The organism is Melioribacter sp. (assembly GCF_049325435.1).
GTDB classification, from domain to species: Bacteria; Bacteroidota; Ignavibacteria; order Ignavibacteriales; family Melioribacteraceae; genus Melioribacter; species Melioribacter roseus.
Genome location: NZ_JBMOLD010000013.1, coordinates 329,384 through 348,107, shown reverse-complemented (window position 1 = coordinate 348,107; position 18,724 = coordinate 329,384). Strand labels below are relative to the sequence as shown.

19 protein-coding genes are annotated in these 18,724 nt (G+C 41.7%); 16 read left to right on the top strand and 3 right to left on the bottom strand.

All coding sequences use genetic code 11. The features are described from left to right. Position 1 precedes the first annotated feature (1 nt). From purS to ACOYVE_RS10555, 3 genes are read right to left on the bottom strand one after another with little or no spacing between them, the layout of a single operon-like run. Positions 2–262 (bottom strand): phosphoribosylformylglycinamidine synthase subunit PurS, encoded by a 261-nt coding sequence (purS, locus tag ACOYVE_RS10565; RefSeq protein ID WP_014857369.1) that lies wholly within the window; start codon positions 260–262, stop codon positions 2–4. A gap of 1 nt (position 263) precedes the next feature. Then, positions 264–1,001 carry a CDP-diacylglycerol--serine O-phosphatidyltransferase gene (gene pssA / locus ACOYVE_RS10560; protein ID WP_422881855.1) on the bottom strand — a complete coding sequence of 246 codons (738 nt, stop codon included), beginning with the start codon at positions 999–1,001 and terminating at the stop codon, positions 264–266. Beyond that, positions 994–1,674, bottom strand: a complete 681-nt coding sequence (locus ACOYVE_RS10555; protein WP_422881853.1) for a phosphatidylserine decarboxylase family protein — start codon at positions 1,672–1,674, stop codon at positions 994–996. The genes pssA and ACOYVE_RS10555 overlap by 8 nt, the downstream gene beginning before the upstream one ends. Before the next feature lie 86 nt (positions 1,675–1,760). On the opposite strand from ACOYVE_RS10555, the gene ACOYVE_RS10550 reads away from it, so the two are divergent. The 16 genes from ACOYVE_RS10550 to ACOYVE_RS10475 all read left to right on the top strand — a co-directional run bounded on the left by ACOYVE_RS10550 (position 1,761) and on the right by ACOYVE_RS10475 (position 18,559). Further along, positions 1,761–2,087 carry a YbaB/EbfC family nucleoid-associated protein gene (locus tag ACOYVE_RS10550; protein WP_014857366.1) on the top strand — a complete coding sequence of 109 codons (327 nt, stop codon included), beginning with the start codon at positions 1,761–1,763 and terminating at the stop codon, positions 2,085–2,087. A gap of 1 nt (position 2,088) precedes the next feature. Next, positions 2,089–2,685 (top strand): recombination mediator RecR, encoded by a 597-nt coding sequence (gene recR / locus ACOYVE_RS10545; RefSeq protein ID WP_014857365.1) that lies wholly within the window; start codon positions 2,089–2,091, stop codon positions 2,683–2,685. Continuing rightward, on the top strand, positions 2,685–3,416 hold the full coding sequence (locus tag ACOYVE_RS10540; RefSeq protein WP_014857364.1) for a class I SAM-dependent methyltransferase: 732 nt from the start codon (positions 2,685–2,687) through the stop codon (positions 3,414–3,416). The genes recR and ACOYVE_RS10540 overlap by 1 nt, the downstream gene beginning before the upstream one ends. Then, positions 3,413–3,991 (top strand): hypothetical protein, encoded by a 579-nt coding sequence (locus ACOYVE_RS10535; RefSeq protein ID WP_014857363.1) that lies wholly within the window; start codon positions 3,413–3,415, stop codon positions 3,989–3,991. The genes ACOYVE_RS10540 and ACOYVE_RS10535 overlap by 4 nt, the downstream gene beginning before the upstream one ends. A gap of 31 nt (positions 3,992–4,022) precedes the next feature. Next, complete coding sequence (locus tag ACOYVE_RS10530; protein ID WP_041356699.1) at positions 4,023–4,478, top strand: hypothetical protein; 456 nt, start codon at positions 4,023–4,025, stop codon at positions 4,476–4,478. A 9-nt stretch (positions 4,479–4,487) separates the two neighbouring features. Beyond that, positions 4,488–5,351 carry a cell division protein FtsX gene (locus ACOYVE_RS10525; protein WP_014857361.1) on the top strand — a complete coding sequence of 288 codons (864 nt, stop codon included), beginning with the start codon at positions 4,488–4,490 and terminating at the stop codon, positions 5,349–5,351. Positions 5,352–5,368: 17 nt separating this feature from the next. Further along, the gene (locus ACOYVE_RS10520) at positions 5,369–5,887 is read left to right on the top strand and encodes an SLBB domain-containing protein (RefSeq protein ID WP_014857360.1); all 519 of its coding nucleotides are present in this window, start codon (positions 5,369–5,371) and stop codon (positions 5,885–5,887) included. 10 nt (positions 5,888–5,897) lie between these two features. Then, positions 5,898–8,129, top strand: a complete 2,232-nt coding sequence (locus ACOYVE_RS10515; protein ID WP_014857359.1) for a GumC family protein — start codon at positions 5,898–5,900, stop codon at positions 8,127–8,129. After that, positions 8,126–9,079 (top strand): UDP-glucuronic acid decarboxylase family protein, encoded by a 954-nt coding sequence (locus ACOYVE_RS10510; RefSeq protein ID WP_014857358.1) that lies wholly within the window; start codon positions 8,126–8,128, stop codon positions 9,077–9,079. The genes ACOYVE_RS10515 and ACOYVE_RS10510 overlap by 4 nt, the downstream gene beginning before the upstream one ends. A 116-nt stretch (positions 9,080–9,195) precedes the next feature. Further along, on the top strand, positions 9,196–9,822 hold the full coding sequence (locus ACOYVE_RS10505; RefSeq protein ID WP_014857357.1) for a glycerol-3-phosphate acyltransferase: 627 nt from the start codon (positions 9,196–9,198) through the stop codon (positions 9,820–9,822). 1 nt (position 9,823) lies between these two features. Then, positions 9,824–10,999: a S1C family serine protease gene (locus ACOYVE_RS10500; RefSeq protein WP_014857356.1), complete on the top strand. Its 1,176-nt coding sequence runs from the start codon at positions 9,824–9,826 to the stop codon at positions 10,997–10,999. Further along, the gene (gene purB / locus ACOYVE_RS10495; RefSeq protein ID WP_422881849.1) at positions 10,999–12,300 is read left to right on the top strand and encodes an adenylosuccinate lyase; all 1,302 of its coding nucleotides are present in this window, start codon (positions 10,999–11,001) and stop codon (positions 12,298–12,300) included. The genes ACOYVE_RS10500 and purB overlap by 1 nt, the downstream gene beginning before the upstream one ends. 140 nt (positions 12,301–12,440) lie before the next feature. Then, a complete protein-coding gene (gene groES, locus ACOYVE_RS10490) occupies positions 12,441–12,740 on the top strand; it encodes a co-chaperone GroES (RefSeq protein WP_014857354.1) in 300 nt (99 codons plus the stop codon). Between the two features lie 25 nt (positions 12,741–12,765). Beyond that, positions 12,766–14,394 (top strand): chaperonin GroEL, encoded by a 1,629-nt coding sequence (gene groL / locus ACOYVE_RS10485; protein ID WP_014857353.1) that lies wholly within the window; start codon positions 12,766–12,768, stop codon positions 14,392–14,394. An 844-nt stretch (positions 14,395–15,238) separates the two neighbouring features. Then, complete coding sequence (gene glgP / locus ACOYVE_RS10480) at positions 15,239–17,800, top strand: alpha-glucan family phosphorylase (RefSeq protein ID WP_014857352.1); 2,562 nt, start codon at positions 15,239–15,241, stop codon at positions 17,798–17,800. A gap of 6 nt (positions 17,801–17,806) precedes the next feature. After that, a complete protein-coding gene (locus ACOYVE_RS10475; RefSeq protein ID WP_422881846.1) occupies positions 17,807–18,559 on the top strand; it encodes a hypothetical protein in 753 nt (250 codons plus the stop codon). The last annotated feature ends 165 nt before the right edge of the window (positions 18,560–18,724 follow it).

The window sequence follows — 18,724 nt, the reverse complement described above, 5'->3', positions numbered from 1 at the left end:
TTTAATTTTTCTGTTTTACTTGTTCCAAATGATATTCAAAATCTTCCATTATCGGATTGGAGAGGAGCTTTTCGCTGTATTCTTTGAGTTCTTTTTCGGCGGCTTCTCTGTCGTCTGTGTCGATAAAAAACTCGATATATTTTCCGATGCGAGTGTTTTTAACGTTGTTAAAGCCGAGTAATTTGGCTCCCTGCTCAACGGCTTTCCCCTGCGGGTCTAAAATTGTAGGCCTTCTTTTAACTATTACTGTTGCTTTGAACAATTTACTTCTCCTGCGTCGTTTCTAAAATCTGATTTTTTGAAAAAAAGAAAAAATAAAGATGTCTAAATATACCAAAGAGCACTATTGATAGAAAAATGAAAAACAAAATTCTTCCGTTTGTAGCGAAAGCGAGAAACAATGCGATAATCAACGTTACAAATAAAACGATTTTTTCTTTAATTTTTTTGTCCTTCAATTTCGGAAGCGCATTGTAGCGCACTTTGCTTACCATCAGAAAAGAGAGCAATAGTATCAGGGGTATTATAAAAATGTCGAACGGCTGCGTCATTCCGTTATCGGTGGAATATGAAAAAACGAGAGTGGAAATCGTCAAAGCCGAAAGCGGTATCGGCAGTCCGGTAAAATCTCCTTTCGTGTTCAGGTCTTCGACCATAATGTTGAAGCGAGCCAACCGGAACGCTCCGAAGATAAGTATGAGCGAGCCGATTATAATTCCCGGCAGACCGAATTGATAAGTGTATGCCTTATAAATCAGAAAAGAGGGCGCGGCGCCGAAACTTACTACGTCCGAAAGCGAATCGAGTTCGACTCCGAAGCGGCTCGATGTGCTCAAAAGCCGCGCAATAATTCCGTCGAGCGTATCGAAGATTGCGGCCATTATAATAAAAATAGCGGCAAGTTTGTAATTCCCGTGCGACGTATAAACAATCGACAGGAATCCGCAGAATAAATTAAGCGATGTTACAAAATTGGCAACAAACGATTTTGAATTAGTCATTTTTGTACTCGAATAAAATTGATTCGCCGGCTTTAACTTTGTCTCCCGGTTTAACAGCGGGAGTCCATTTTTTCGGCACGATAATGTCCGAACGGCTGCCGAATTTAATCATTCCGAAACGATCGCCCATTTTAACCGTGTCGCCCTCTTTGAGTTCGTATACGATTCTTCTTGCTATAAAACCCGCCACTTGAGTAAAAAGGACTTTCCCGTATCTGGATCGGATTCCGATTTCGCTTCGTTCGTTTCTTAAATCCGATTTATCGTAAAACGCCATCAGATAATCGCCTTTGACATAATTAAGATATTCGACTTTGCCGTCTATCGGAATTCGATTTACGTGCACGTTCAAAGGCGACATGAAAACCGACACCTGAATGGCTTCGTCGTCGATGAATCTTTTTTCGTAAACTTCTTTGACGAACAGAACTTCGCCGTCCGCGGGGGATACAATTACGTCGTTTCTGTCGGGAGGAGTCCTCTCAGGATCCCGGAAAAAATTCAAATTAAATATCAAAAAAAGAAAACCGATAATTATCAGCCCGTATTTAATCCATCCGTTATTTACGAAAATTCCGGCAAGAATGAGCAGCGCGGAAATTGCCGCCATTAAAATGAATGTATTTAAACCGTATTTTGCTATCATATTTTTCAGAAAATTTTTATAAACCATACTAATCTAATATTTTATTTACTTAATTTCTTGTGTTAATTTTTTTTGATAATTTTGCGGTACGAATATTATAAACCGGAGGAAAGATGAATTTCAATATGCAAAATATGCTCAAGCAAATTCAGAAGATGCAGGCTGAAATGGCTAAAGTCCAGGAAGAATTGGGCAGTAAAACAGTTACCGAAGAAAGCGGCGGAGGTATGGTGAAGGTGACCGCCAACGGAAAAAAAGAGATTGTTTCGATCGATATAGACGACGAAATTATCAAAAGCAACGATAAGGAAATGATCGAAGACCTTATCATTGCGGCGGTCAACAAAGCGTTGGAATCCGCCTCCAAAATGGCTGAAGAAGAATTGGCTTCCGTTACAAAAGGCATGATTCCGCCTGGAATGAACATACCGGGATTCTAAATTGCTAATTGCCGAACCTTTACAAAGAGCGATTGACGAGTTGAGCAAACTTCCTTCGATAGGAAAGAAGACCGCTCAACGATTGGCGCTGCATCTGTTAAAAAGCGACAAAGACGCTGTAGAGTCGCTCGTCGATGCAATCAGCGCTTTAAAAAACGATCTCTGTTTTTGCGAAGTCTGCTTCAATCTGTCGGTCGAAGAAAAATGCGACATTTGCAAAAGTCCTAAACGCGACCATTCTGTAGTTTGCGTGGTGGAAGAAATTAGCGACGTTATTGCAATCGAAAAGACCAACGAATACAACGGGGCGTATCACGTACTCGGCGGCGTATTGAATCCGCTTTCGGATATTACGCCCGACAAACTCCACATCGGAGAACTTATTAAAAGAATTGAGTCGGGCGGAATAAACGAAATAATACTGGCGTTAAATCCCGACGCCGAGGGAGACGCCACTTCGCTCTACTTAACGAAGATATTAAAAGAGTATCCCGTCAAAGTAAGTCGAATTGCTAGAGGATTGCCGATAGGGGGCGACCTCGAATTTGCCGACCCGGCAACAATCGGACGCGCTTTTAGCGGAAGAATTCAATTGTGATGGAGAATTGGTATAAAGACTGGTTTTCTTCGGAAGAATATTTTAACGTTTACAACCACCGCGATCTAAGCGATGCGCGCCTGCTCGGCGAATTAATTTTAAGAGAAACCCGCCTGAAAAAAAATGCATTGATACTCGACGCAGCATGCGGATTCGGCAGACACGCTCTCTTTTTTGCCTCGAAGGGATACGACGTCGTGGGATTCGACCTCAGTAAATTATTCCTCGACAGAGCCCGCAAAAAAGCCGCCGAATCGAATTTGAATATCAAATTGATTCGAGCCGATATAAGACGGATTTGTTTCAAAGCCCGTTTCGATATTATCCTGAATTTGTTTACCAGCTTCGGTTATTTTAAAAGCGACGATGAAAATTTTTCTTTTTTGGAAAGGTCTTACAATTTCCTTAAAACGGGCGGCTGGTATGTTTTCGATTATCTGAATAAAACGTATCTGGAAAATAACCTCGAAGAAGAAACTGTAAGAAAAATAAACGGGGTAATTATTACTGAAAAACGCAGGATCGGAAAAGATCGCGTAATTAAAGAAATAATAATTGATTACGGCGGGAACAGAAAAACATTTTATGAATCCGTAAAGCTATACGACTCGAAAACGCTTCAAAAGAAATTTGAGCAAATTGGATACAAATTGGTTAATTTATACGGCGATTATAACGGAAATTCGTACGCGGAAGATACTCCCCGATTAATTATGTTTTTAAAAAAATGAAATGCGCCGGATACATATCGATATTAATAATTTTACTAGCGGCTTGCGATTTGGTTACCACGCGCGAGGCGGAAGAACCGGTTAAACCGAGCTCTAATTTTATAGCCGCAACTTCGCCGGAAATTTTGCTCAGGAATTTCGAATTTTCGATTGAGGAAAAAATTACGGAAAATTATCTGGCTTGTTTCGTTGACAAAAATTTTCTCGATAAAGAATATAAATTTATTCCTGCGGGCGAAGCCCTTGCAACGAATCCGGCTTTGAACAATTGGGATTTGAACTCCGAGCGTCTGTTTCTTGAAAATTTGAAAGCTAATTTACCCGAAGGTAAAAACATAAATTTATCGTTGGAAAATTTGAACGAAAGCAGATTTAGCGACAGCGTAATTTATGTTTTCGATTATTCGCTCGTCGTCAATTCCACAAATAAAGCTCTCGGCGGAGAATATAAAGGCTCTTCTCAAATGAGCGTATATAAAGATTCGCGGGAACAGTGGGTCATTGTGGAATGGAGGGATTATAAAAGCGAATCTTCCCAATGCTGGAGCGATCTAAAAGGGAGAATTTCAAATTAACAGACCGATAGCCTACATATTGTTGTTTATTATGTCCGGGTGCGTCAATCCCTTTGCGCCCAAACTGGACGATTCGATTGGCGGCAGCGATCGACTGATAAGCAACCAGAGCGACATCGAAGGCGTCTTCAAGAATTTTCAATATGCATATACGTTTAAGGATACTTTGATATACAGCCAACTGCTTCACCCGGATTTTATATTTACATACCGCGATTACGATAAAGGATACGACGTAAGCTGGGGCAGGGACGAGGAGATGAAAACCACATACGGACTTTTTCAAAACACACAACGTCTCGATTTGATATGGAACAACATAATAATAATGAGCGGCGATTCGACGCATATTATAAGGAGTTTTAATTTAACCGTGTCTTTTTCGCCGGTCGATATCGAGTATATCGACGGCAAGGTAAATCTCGAACTTATAAAAACCAACAACAAATGGCAGATTTACCGCTGGATCGACGAATCGAATTATTAGGGAAAAATAATGATATCATTTTATTTTAAGGAAGCTTTTAAGATTTTCAAACGTTCTCCGTTTGCCGCAATAGTTATAGTTTCCATAACGACAATAGCCGTTCTGATGTGCGGCTTTTCGGCGGGCATGATCTATTTTTCCTCAAAGTTAGCCGATAAAATCAAACGGAATATTGAAGTGTCGGTTTTCGTCGACGATTATTTGAACGACAATCAGGTAAAGGAAATCGAAACGCTTTTGACTGGAATATCGTCGATTTCCAATGTACGTTTTATCGATAAAGACGAAGCCGCCGAGGAGTTTATAAGGGAAACCGGAGAAGATTTCAGAGAAATTTTGAGCGAGAATCCGCTGCCGCGCTCGTTTGTCGTTAAATTCAACCCGGATAGAATTAATCCCCGAAATTTCGAAAAGGAAGTTGAGAGAATCAGAAAAATATCCGGCGTTACGGATGTAATATACGATTATGATTTTGTGATAAAATTATTTAATTATCTCGGTTCGCTGCAATTCTTGATCTATCTTTTTTCCGCGGCTCTTGTCATATTATCGGTCTATCTGGTATATACCAATAGCAGGCTCCAAATTGAAGCCAATTCTCAATTATACCGAACAATGAAACTTGTAGGCGCAAAATTAATTACATTGAAAATTCCAATTATTCTCTATGGCGTTCTGGTCGGGATCTTCTCTTCATTAGCGGCTCTGGCAATCGTTTACTTGTTAGAATTGTTGTTGACTGAAATTTTAAATAATATTAACTTTGTTAAGTTTATTAATGTAATTTATTTGTTTATATTACTGCTTGGAATTTCTCTGGGACTTATGGGCGGCTTTATTTCATCCAGAAGGTTGTCCCTTCAAACTGATTAGAAAGGAAAGCGAGGGTCATGAAAAAATTATTAGCTCTTTTTGCAGCGCTATTTATTGTAACTAATGTATCCGGTCAAGTTAAAGATTACGAATTGGGTTCGTCTCTTTTGCAGAGATACAACCAGCAATCCGGCTATTTCGATTTATCCGATCCCGAGTCGGTGAATATTAAAGTGGCCGTATGGGGCTTTGTTAAATATCCCGGCAAATATATTGTGCCGATTTACACATCGGTGCTTGATCTTCTTTCGTATGCCGGAGGACCTACGGACGCGGCTCATCTGGACGATTTGAGAATTTACAGGATTAATCCCGATTCGAGTCAAAGTTTAATAAAAGTTAATTACAACGATATAATGTACGAATCGGAACTTGAATCCAAGGAAATCAGATTGCCGCATCTGGAAGCCGGCGATGTATTGGTCGTGCCCGGCGCGCCCAGATTATATACTCGGGAAACCGTAAGCATTATTGTCTCGATACTTAGCGCTTTGATATCGTTGACTATTCTCATATTAAATATTACACGCAATTAGAGAGGGTAAATTGAATAACAACGATAATAATTTCTATCAGGAAAATAATTCTCTGAAAGACTATATAAACCTGATTCGTTTGAATATAGGGAGTATAGTTGTCATAAGTCTTACCGCGCTTATTGTGGCGGTGGTATATGCATTAAATGCCCCGGATATTTATAAATCGACAACGACACTAAAAATAACAAAACCGCAGGGCAGTATTCTCGACGCGCCTTTAATACCCGAGTTTCAGGATTTTGGCAGCGACCGTTTCATTGCAAACGAAATCGAAATACTCAAAAGCTATTCACTGCGAAACCAGGTGGCGGAAACTCTGAGCGATACATTTAAGCTTTCCCGGGACAAGGATAAATTTGAATTGATAGTTGATAGAGAAGACAGAAACACCAAGCCCACATTAATGCCAATTGAGGATATCGTTGAACTTTTGGAATCGGAGGTGGATATTTCTCAAAAACGAGGGCTTGATATAGTTGAAATTACGGTGGAATCGCGTTCTCCGTACGAAGCTTCTTTGATTGCAAATTGTTATGCAGAAGCGTATAAAAAACTCAATTTGACGTACAACCGGCAGCAGTTGACGGCTATCAAAGAATTTCTGGCTCAGCAACGCGAGGAAAAGTTGGCTGAATTGTCGGCTGTAGAAGAAGCGTTGAGAACTTATCAGGAACAAAAAGGAATCGTTGAATTGCCGGAACAGGCAAGAGCCCTTATCGAACAAACGACCGATTTCGAATCGAAAATGAACGCGACCAAAATCGACCTGACAATAGCCGAGAATAATCTCAAGCAATATAAAGCCGAACTCGCTAAACAAGACCCGAATATTAACGATTATATCGAAAGCTTTGCCACGGAACCATACATTAAAAATCTTCAATTGCAAATTGCCGACCTGCAGACTCAGAAAGACAGAGCGTTGTCGTCTTATAAGGATTCGCCCAGACGCTCGGAAATTATTCGAGAGTTCGACGCTAAGATTAATGATTTGAAGGAAAAACTTAATAATCAGTTGACGGTTTATCGTGCCGGCATTCTTGCTTCGAGTCCCGAAGAAATTAAAGAACTTACCAGAAAAGTGCTGGAAGAGGAAGTAAAATACCAATCCCTGAAGGCTTCGTACGAAAAACTGAGCGAGATTGTAGCCGATTACGACAAAAGACTGAATAAACTTCCTACGAGTTCAATTGACCTTGCGAGACTTACAAGAGAAAAGCAGGCATACGAAAAATTATATCTGCAGGTGGAAGAGAAATACCAGGAAGCTATTATAAACGAACAATCCGTTCCCGGCAATGTAATGATAATTGACCCGGCTATTGTGCCCACTATTCCTTCGAAACCGAACAGACTGCTGATTGTATTTGCGGGACTAGTTATTGGAGTGGGACTAGGATTGGGCTTCGCATTCCTGCGTCATAATTTTGACAATACGATTAAAACTCCGGAAGATATACAAAACAGGAATATAAACATACTGGCCTGGATACCTCATATCGAAGGAATTGAAACGAATCCCGAACTTGAATTTATTGTTTCGAAAAAACCGGATGCCAGCGCGAGCGAAGCTTACCGGGCTTTGAGAACTCGAATTAAGTTTTCGAAGATCGACAAAGATTCTTTAAGGACAATACTGGTCACGTCGCCGCGCTCCCAGGAAGGCAAAACCACAACCGCAGTCAACCTTGCGGGAAGCCTGGCTTATGCAAATAATAAAACTATTATCATCGACGCCGACCTGAGAAAACCCAGACTGCATAATGTGTTCGGTCATAAACGTTATCCGGGGTTTACCGACTATTTCTTCGGACAGGTCGGTTATGAAGAGATTATCAGAACGACTGACGTAAATAATTTGAGTTATATAAGCGCCGGCACTATACCTCCGAATCCTTCTGAAATTCTGGGCTCCGATCAGATGATTAATTTCATTAAGAAGCTGAAGGGTGAATACGATTATGTCGTAATCGATTCCCCGCCTTTGATTGCGGTTACCGATTCGGAAATACTGGCTCAGTTGGTTGATGCAACCATCTTGGTGGTTTCCGCAAACTTTACGGAGACTGACCTGCTCGAAAAATCGGTCGAAATACTGCGCCGCGATAATTCCACGTTTATCGGAACCGTATTGAATAATTTCAACTACAGGAGCGGATACAGTTCTTATTATAAATACTATTACTATTATTCCAGTCCTACAAACGGTTCCAAGAAAAACAGGGTAAAAGCAAATTGACGGCAAAAAAAACTGCGGTTATTACTGGCGGCGCGGGATTTCTCGGCTCGCATTTATGCGACCGGTTGATTTCCGAAGGCATGAAAGTCATTTGTCTCGATAATCTTCTCACCGGTAGAATCGAAAATATAGAACACCTTTTCGGGAATGAAAATTTTCAATTCATTAAACTCGACGTTACAAATTACATTCATGTGCCTCACGACGTCGATTATGTTCTCCACTTTGCCTCGCCCGCAAGTCCTATTGATTATCTGAAACTCCCTATTCAAACGCTCAAAGTCGGTTCGCTCGGGACGCATAAAGCGCTGGGACTGGCAAAAGAAAAGAATGCGGTCTTTTTATTGGCTTCCACTTCGGAAGTATACGGAGATCCTCTGGTTCATCCTCAAAACGAAGATTACTGGGGAAACGTTAATCCCGTCGGCCCGCGAGGCGTTTACGACGAAGCCAAACGATTTGCCGAAGCTATGACCATGGCTTATCATCGATATCACGGACTGAGTACGAGAATCGTGAGAATTTTTAATACTTATGGCCCCAGAATGAGAGTCGACGACGGCAGAGCTCTTCCCACGTTTTTTATGCAGGCTCTCAAAGGCGAAGATTTAACGGTATTCGGGGACGGCTCGCAAACCAGAAGTTTCTGCTACGTGGACGATCTAGTGAACGGTATCTTTAAATTGTTGATGTCGAACGAAGTTTATCCGGTCAATATCGGGAATCCGGACGAAGTATCGTTGAAAAAATTTGCCGAAGAAGTTATTGAATTATGTAATTCGGAGAGCAAGATTGTCTATAAAGAATTGCCGCAGGACGACCCTAAAGTGAGAAGACCGGATATCACCAAGGCAAGAGAAATTCTCGGATGGGAACCCAAAATATCGAGACGCGAAGGTTTGAAACGTACTCTCGAATATTTTAAAGAAGCGTTAAACCGGAAGAATTAAGCCCGCTGCCGCGTTACATTTCTGTCGAAACTTACTAATTATTTCGCTTGTTGAACGACAGGTTTTCTGCGCAAACCTAATTTTAGTACATTTGTAAAGATAAAAACGGTAGTTATATGAATTATCTCTTAAGTTTATTAATCGGCGTTATGTTAGGGTCGATTCCCACGGCATATCTGCTGCTCAGAAAGAAGAATATCGACGTTACAAAAGCTGGCTCAGGAAATGTCGGCGCAATGAATTCTTACGAAGTGACCAATTCGAAATTAATCGGTCTGATTGTTTTTGCAATCGACTCGTTGAAAGGATTACTGAGCGTTTGGATCGCAGAATCTCTTTTCGGACATAAATTCGAATTTATGATGATTGCATTAATCGGAGCGGTTTTGGGGCATTGTTATTCATTCTGGATTAACTTCAAAGGAGGCAGGGGATTGGCGACGGCTGCAGGCGGAGCGCTGCTAATCTCGATTCCCGTCCTCGGTATCTGGGTGGCTCTATGGCTTGTTGCGTATCTTTTCAGGCGCCACATCCATTTTGCAAATTTTACAGCCACACTTCTGACCGGATTGCTTTCGTTTACTTCCGGCGACATTCTAAATAAATACGCTTCACCCTCCGCGGCAGACACGATGAATTTCAGCATACTGGTTTCTTTGATGCTGCTGATTATTTTGTCCAAACATATCGTACCGATCAAAGAATATTTTACGGGGCTCGCAAAAAATAAAAAGGGCGATTGACATGAAAAATTTGAAATTAGCTCTCCTTTCTTCCGCAGTTACTACATCCGTACTGGTTTTATTCTATGCGTTTGTTCTGGCAAAACCGGATGTCGACAATTTCGATAATATTATAGATACTTCGGACGCGCATATAAAACCCGTCAATACTGTTCAGGTTAATAACAGTATCTCAAATTCTCGAAGTACGATAATTACCGAGACAGTCAAGAAAGTGAATTCAGCAGTTGTGGGAATTAACGTTACGGAAATCAGGCAGTACAGAGATATCTTTTCGCTCGATCCGTTTTTCAGGCAGTTTTTCGGCGACCGGGTTTACAACCAGCAGGTGCGAAGCCTCGGTTCGGGCACTATAATATCTCCCGACGGTTATATCTTAACCAACGATCATGTGGCTGGCAATGCAGTCGAAGCAATCGTTACATTGACGGACGGCTCGCAATACGAAGCCGAGATCGTAGGTTCCGACCCGGTCTCGGATATCTGTTTGCTCAAAATTGACGCAAAAAATTTACCATATATCGAATTCGGAGACTCGGACAGTATTTTAATCGGCGAATGGGTAATCGCTCTCGGCAATCCGTTCGGACTTTTCGACATAAACGACCAGCCGACAGTAACCGTAGGAGTAATAAGCGCTAAAGGTATGAACCTGGGCGCTGCAAACAACCGTTATTATGTGGATATGCTTCAAACCGACGCGGCAATCAATTCGGGCAACAGCGGGGGTCCTCTTGTTAATGCCTTCGGTCAGTTGATCGGAATGAATACTTTGATCTACACGGCGCAGGGTTCTTCCGGCAATGTAGGCGTAGGTTTTGCTATTCCTTCGAATAAAATTAAAAAGGTAATAAAAGAATTGAAGGAGAACGGCAAAATCGACCGGGAATTTTGGACGGGACTCAGCATTCAAACTATCGACCCTTCGATCGCAAAAGCATACGATTTAAAGAGTTCCCACGGCGTTATAATTACCAATGTAGCTAAAAACTCGCCGGCCGATAAAGCCGGTTTGAAAGTTTACGACATCATACTCGGTATTAATCATTTCAAGGTAAACAACGAAAATACATTGATCGGCATATTGCAGGAATTCAGGCCCGGCGACGTAATCGACGTCAAAATACTTAGAGACAACAAAACGCTTATTAAAAAAATGAAATTGGAGAGAAAATAATGATACCTCGTTATACGCGTCCCGAGATGGGGCATATCTGGAGCGACCAATTCAAATTCGAAACATGGCTGAAAGTGGAAATACTTGCTTGCGAAGCGCGTCATAAAATGGGCGAAATTCCGGACGAGGACATTAAACAAATAAAAGAAAAAGCAAATTTCGATCTGAATAGAATCCTTGAAATTGAAGAAACCACAAAACACGACGTTATTGCTTTTCTAACGAATGTTGCCGAATATGTGGGACCCGCTTCGCGCCACATTCACTACGGCATGACTTCGTCGGACGTTCTCGATACGTCTCTCGCTTATCAATTAAAAACAGCGGGGGAACTGTTATTAAAAGATTTGTACGAATTAAAAAAAGTTTTAAAGAAAAGAGCTATCGAACATAAACGAACAATTTGCGTGGGACGAAGTCACGGCATTCATGCCGAACCGTATTCCATGGGACTGAAATTTGCGCTCTGGCACGAAGAAACAAAAAGAAATATAGCCCGCCTCGAACGCGCCGTTGAAAATGTAAGCGTGGGTAAAATTTCCGGCGCAGTCGGCACGTTTGACCATTTGACTCCGCAAGTTGAAGAATACGTTTGCCAAAAACTCGGATTGAAACCCGAACCGGTGGCGACTCAGGTGGTTCAGCGCGACAGGCATGCGGAATTCCTTACTACGCTTGCAATTATCGGTACGACGCTCGATAAAATTGCAATTGAAATAAGACATTTGCAGCGCACGGAAGTCCTCGAAGCCGAAGAATATTTTTCAAAAGGACAAAAAGGATCTTCGGCAATGCCCCATAAAAGAAATCCGATTATTAGCGAACGGCTGAGCGGACTTGCGCGTATTTTGAGGGCGAATTCGATTGCCGCTTTGGAAAATGTACCCCTCTGGCACGAAAGAGATATTTCTCATTCTTCCGCCGAACGAGTAATTTTGCCCGACAGTTGTATTGCTCTCGATTATATGCTCAATCTTGCCGTAAAATTAATCGATAATCTGATAATTTATCCAGACAATATGATCGAAAATCTTAATAAGACGCGGGGACTCATTTTTTCTCAAAAAATTCTCCTCAAATTGGTTGAAAAGGGGATTGCCCGCGAAGAAGCGTATAAAATTGTGCAGGACTGTTCCATGAAGGTATGGCAGGATAAATCGACAAACCTGAAAGACGAACTATTGAAATCCGGAGAGACTTTAAAATATCTGTCGAAAGATGAAGTCGAAGAAGTCTTTAATCCGGATAAAATGCTCGAAAATCTCGATTATATCTTTGCCCGGAGCGTGGAGAAGGATTAAAAAGACGACAAGTCTTATCTAAAAACGACGATTTCCAGCTAAAATCAAAGAAAATACTTGACAAAGTAATAGAATAAATTTATATTAGCACTCGCTTAAAAAGAGTGCTAATACAATTAAAATTAAAAGGAGGTTGAAGTATGGCAGATTTCAAGATTAAACCTTTGGCTGACAGAGTAATTGTAAAACCGAAAGAAGCCGAAGAAACCACCAAAGGCGGAATTATTTTGCCCGACACCGCCAAAGAAAAACCGATTGAAGGCACTGTTGTGGCAGTAGGAGAGGGCAGAATTACCGAAGACGGAAAATTAATTAATATGCACGTTAAAGTCGGCGATACGGTATTATACGGAAAATATTCCGGCACCGAAGTTAAAATTGACGGCGAAGAATATTTGATTATGCGCGAAAGCGATATCTACGGAATTGTTCAAAAATAAAGTTTGATAAAAAAGGAGGATTATTATGGCAGCAAAAATAATTGAATTCAGCACTGACGCAAGAAGCGCTCTTAAAATGGGCGTTGATAAACTTGCCAATGCTGTTAAAGTTACTCTCGGTCCTAAAGGACGCAATGTTGTTATCGATAAAAAATTCGGCGCGCCCACTGTAACCAAAGACGGCGTTACGGTAGCCAAAGAAATCGAATTGGAAGACCCGATTGAAAATATGGGCGCTCAAATGGTTCGTGAAGTAGCCTCGAAAACAAGCGACGTTGCAGGCGACGGCACTACAACCGCTACCGTTTTGGCTCAGGCAATTTTCCGCGAAGGCTTGAAAAACGTTACCGCCGGCGCAAATCCGATGGACCTCAAACGCGGTATCGATCTTGCAGTTACTAAAGTTATCGACTATTTAAAATCGATCAGCAAAGAAGTCGGCGGACGCGACGAAATTGCTCAGGTAGGCGCTATCTCCGCAAATAACGACAAAGCTATCGGCGACTTGATTGCCGACGCTATGGAAAAAGTAGGCAAAGACGGCGTTATTACCGTGGAAGAAAGCAAATCCGCCGAAACTACTCTAGAAGTCGTTGAAGGTATGCAATTCGACCGCGGTTACATTTCGCCTTACTTCGTAACCAATTCGGAAACTATGGAAGCCGTTCTCGAAGACGCATACATTCTGATTCACGACAAGAAAATTTCCTCAATGAAAGATCTGCTTCCTATTCTTGAAAAAATCGCTCAGTCCGGAAAGAATCTCTTGATCATTGCAGAAGACCTCGAAGGCGAGGCTCTGGCTACGTTGGTTGTAAATAAATTGCGCGGCACTCTCAAAGTATGCGCCGTAAAAGCTCCCGGATTTGGCGACAGACGTAAAGCCATGCTCGAAGATATTGCAATCCTGACCAACGGTACGGTAATTTCCGAAGAAAGAGGCTTCAAACTCGAAAACGCTACAATCGAATATCTCGGTAGAGCTAAAAGAATTACCGTCGACAAAGACAATACAACTATTGTCGAAGGCGCAGGCAAACCCGAAGAAATCAAGAAGAGAATCAACGAAATCAAAGCTCAGATCGAAAAAACCACTTCGGATTACGACAGAGAAAAATTACAGGAACGTCTGGCTAAATTGTCCGGCGGCGTTGCAGTTCTGAAAATAGGAGCCGCTACCGAAGTTGAAATGAAAGAAAAGAAAGCCCGCGTTGAAGACGCTCTCCATGCTACAAGAGCGGCTGTTGAAGAAGGCATTATTCCCGGCGGCGGCGTTGCTCTGGTTCGCGCTATTAAATCGCTCGACAAAGTAAAAGGCGAAAACGACGACCAGACAACAGGCGTTCGTATTGTGCAAAAAGCCCTCGAAGAACCCCTTAAACAAATTGCTGCCAATGCCGGTTTGGAAGGCGCAGTTGTTCTCAATAAAGTTCTCGAAGGCAAAGACGATTACGGTTTCAACGCTCAGACCGAAACTTATGAAAATCTGATGAAAGCCGGCGTTATCGATCCTACTAAAGTTACGCGTACGGCTCTCGAAAACGCTGCTTCTGTCGCTTCGTTGTTGATTACAACCGAAGCCGTTGTTTACGAAAAGAAAGAAGAAGAAAAAGCCGCGCCGGCTATGCCGCACGGTATGGGCGACATGTATTAATAATTTACTTACTTCCTGTAATTCAAAGTCCCGCTCTTATGCGGGACTTTTTTTGTCCCGCGCTTATAAATCCGAAACTATAATACATTAAAAAGTCATTCTGAGGAGTCCCGACGTAGACGGGACGACTAAGAATCTGAGTGATACTTGATTTACTTAACTGAGCAGGAGATACTTCGTCAGATTCCGACTGATCAGTATGACAAATGGCGGATTGTAATTGTATAGGTCTTTGCGAACGAGTGGTATGATGGAAGCAATATCTAAAAAAACTTTGTCTTTGCAAGGAGTGAGCAATGCGAACGACGAAGCAAACTCAAACAAATACCGGTGAGATACTTCCCCGGCTAAAGCGGGACTCAGTATGACAGTACACTAATCCCTAACCCCCAGTCCCTAACCCCTAATCCCTGACCCCTACACTATAACGAGATCCGACAGTGATGGTAACGACGAAAAATCTGTGTGTCAGAGATTCTTCAGAATCACAAAATGATTATAATTTTACTTTCACCGATACATTAAAAATAAGGAATACTGTAACTTGTCATTCTGAGGAGTCCCGACGTAGACGGGACGACGAAGAATCTGTATTTTAGAGATTCTTCACCCGTCTTCGACGGGATTCAGAATGACAGCGAGGTAAATACCTTCGCGATCTCCGCGCCCTTTGCGGTCAAAAAATATTTAAGAGTTTTCTTCGTCATCCGCGCAAAAGCGCATTAGGATAAAATTTCAACAGAACAATATCGACAAATAACCATATTTTGTCTTGTCATTGTTAAAAAAAAATTTATTAAATTGAATACCGTTATTTATAAAAGCAAGTTAAAGGGAAAAATAAATGGTCAACTATATTGGCAGATTTAATGTAATACCTTCGTTGCCGAAGAAACTCGAACCGCTCAGGGAAATTGTTTACAATCTTTTCTGGACATGGAATTACGACGCAATCGATTTGTTGAGAAGACTCGACCCGCAATTGTGGGAAGAGACGTATCATAATCCTGTATTGATGCTCGGAAAAATAAGTCAAAAAAGATTGAACGACGTTGCGGCCGACGACAGCTTTCTGGCGCATATGGACAGAGTCTATACTCAACTCAAAGTTTATAAAGAAGAAAAGACTTGGTATCAAAAAAATTATAATTACGGTAATGAAAATGTAATTGCATATTTTTCCGCCGAGTACGGATTAACAGAATCTTTGCAAATTTATTCGGGCGGCCTCGGCGTGCTCTCCGGAGACCATCTCAAGTCTTCCAGCGACCTCGGAATTCCGCTTGTAGCAGTAGGACTTTGCTACAAGGAAGGATATTTCCAGCAGTACCTTACGAACGACGGCTGGCAGCAGGAGAGGTACGAGATTACCGATTTCTACAATCAACCGATGACGCTTATTACTAATAAGGATAATACGCCGCTCAAAATAGAACTCGACTTCCCCGGCAGAAAAGTTTATTTCCAGATCTGGAAAATCGAAATCGGAAGAATACCGCTATATCTTCTCGATACGAATGTGCCCGAGAACAGGGAGGAAGACAGAAAGATTACGCGCACTCTCTACGGCGGAAATATCGAAACGCGTATACAGCAGGAAATCGTATTGGGTATCGGAGGCATCCGCGCTCTACATGCCATGGAACTGCGCCCGCTGGTTTGCCATATGAACGAAGGACATTCGGCTTTTCTGTCGCTCGAAAGAATTCGACTTTTAATAAAATTATACGGACTATCGTTCAACGAAGCTAAAGACATAAATTTCCATTCCAATATTTTTACCACGCATACTCCGGTGCCCGCCGGAATCGACATTTTCCCGAATGATTTGATGGAAAAATATTTCGGCGCTTATTACAGAAACGAACTACAGATCGACGATAAAACCTTTTACAAACTCGGAACGATTGTTAAAGACAAACCGCCGACAAATTTCAATATGGCGCATCTGGCAATGAATATGGCGGGATTCGTAAACGGCGTAAGTAAATTACACGGACAGGTATCCAAAAAAATGTGGCAGAGCGGATTCCCGGATATTCCGTTCGACGAAATTCCGATTGAACACGTTACAAACGGAGTTCATATTCATTCGCATCTGTCGAACGATATGTACGAATTGCTCTACCGTTATCTGGGAGAAAAATTCAACCGCGACCCTTCCGATGAAGAAGTATGGAAAAGAATCGACGAAATTCCTGACGAAGAATTGTGGCGTACGCACGAAAGACGGCGCGAAAGACTCGTCGCATTTGCGCGCAACCGTTTGAAAAAACAGATTATGCAACGCGGCGGCTCGGCTTCGGAAATAAACGCCGCAAAGGAAGTGCTCGACGCTCAGGCATTGACTATCGGATTTGCCCGCAGGTTTGCCACATATAAAAGAGCCAATTTGATTTTCAGGGATATAGAACGCCTCGAAAGTATTTTATGCAATCCCGATTATCCCGTTCAGTTGATCTTTGCAGGCAAAGCTCACCCTAAAGACGAGGAAGGTAAAAAACTGATTCAGGAAGTGATAGCAATGACAAAAGAACCGTCATTGCGCAAGAAGATAGTTTTCATCGAAAACTACGATATGAATGTCGCGCGTTATATGGTTGAAGGATGCGACGTCTGGCTGAATAATCCGCGCAGACCTCTCGAAGCCAGCGGCACTTCCGGCATGAAAGTAATTGCAAACGGCGGATTGAATCTGAGCGTGCTCGACGGCTGGTGGGACGAAGCTTATAATCACGAAGTCGGATGGAAAATAGGCAACGGCGAAGAATATGAAAATCTCGACTACCAGGACGAAGTGGAATCGCGACTAATCTATGAAATGATCGAAAAGGAAATTATTCCTCTTTTCTATAACAGAGGCGAAGACAAACTCCCCCGCGGCTGGATTGCAATGATGAAAAATTCAATGCGCGCTCTCGGACCGTTTTTCAATACGCATCGCATGGTTCGCGAATATTCCGAACGCTTCTATTTCAAAGCCTACGAAAAACGCCTATTGCTGATGAATAATAAATGGAAAAAAGCAAAAGAATTTTCCGCCTGGAAACAAAAAGTATATCAAAACTGGAGCAATGTTAAATTCATAAGCATTGCAGAAGAACTTAAAGGCGTTGAATTGAAAGTAGGCAATAAATACCCGATAACGGCGGAAGTGGAACTCGGAGACCTTACGCCTAAAGATATCGACGTTCAGATTTATTACGGTAAAATAGATAACGGAGAAAAAGATAAAAATTTCGTGACGATGACTTACGTTCCGAAAAAATCGAAAGACAACAGATATACATATCGCGGAGAAATTGAATGCGTCAATACCGGACAGTTCGGTTTTACGTTGCGTATTCTTCCGAAACACGAATTGCTGATCAACCAGTTCGAACTTGGTTTAATCAGATGGGCTTAGAAAATTATGTATTTGGAAACGCTCGACGTTCGAGGAAAAGACATACTGATTTATTCGCAGAACCGTTTCGACAGGGACGATAATTTCAGGATTATATATAAAAGGGAGCCGGTTAAACAACCCAAACCGATAGGCTATACCGAAGTATGCAATATTGTTAAAGAGCCTGTAGCCAAGAATCTTATTGTCTACAGGCTCTTGTCCAACGACCCTCAACTCGACGCTTATTCTACAAAATACGGGTTCTTCCTTGAAATCGACGGCGCCGTTGAATTGATTTATTTCGACCCCGTATATGCAATTAAAGATTTACCGCATCTTAAATTCGTCAAGCCCGTCGATCAATTCAGATTTAAGATTCAACAGGTTGGACTTACCAATATCGGCAGAGGAAGCAATTATACCGAAATTTACAGTTTCGATATGCGCGCCTCCGAAGCGAAAAATCAAAACGATAAAATCTTTGCGCTGGCGGTTTTTGCTCTCGATCCCGCTTTTAAAGACGAGGAATCCGCCGCTCATGATACCGAAAACGAACTTGGTAATCTAAGAGAAGAAAGTCGAACAGCCGATGTTTTGAATAAACCGTCTGTAGACAAAAATAAGATCGACTTTAAATCGGAACGCACAGATGAAAAAGAAACTTTTAAAATAGAAAAGGATAATCTGAGCGTTTTTGACTTGTTCAAATCAACGTTAAAATCCGAAGCGCTCGAAAAGAGGAAAAAAGAAAACATAATATTGAAACTCGGCGACTGATTACTGAATATATTTTGAACATGGCATTTACTTTGATTGTTAACTTAAAATTAATGCCAGATTCTTTTTCGTTTGATAAATAAATGTTTTATATTTGCATACAAGTTTGGTTAGGGCTGAATATACTGAAAGGGCAATATATACACTAGTTGAAGGCAATATTCC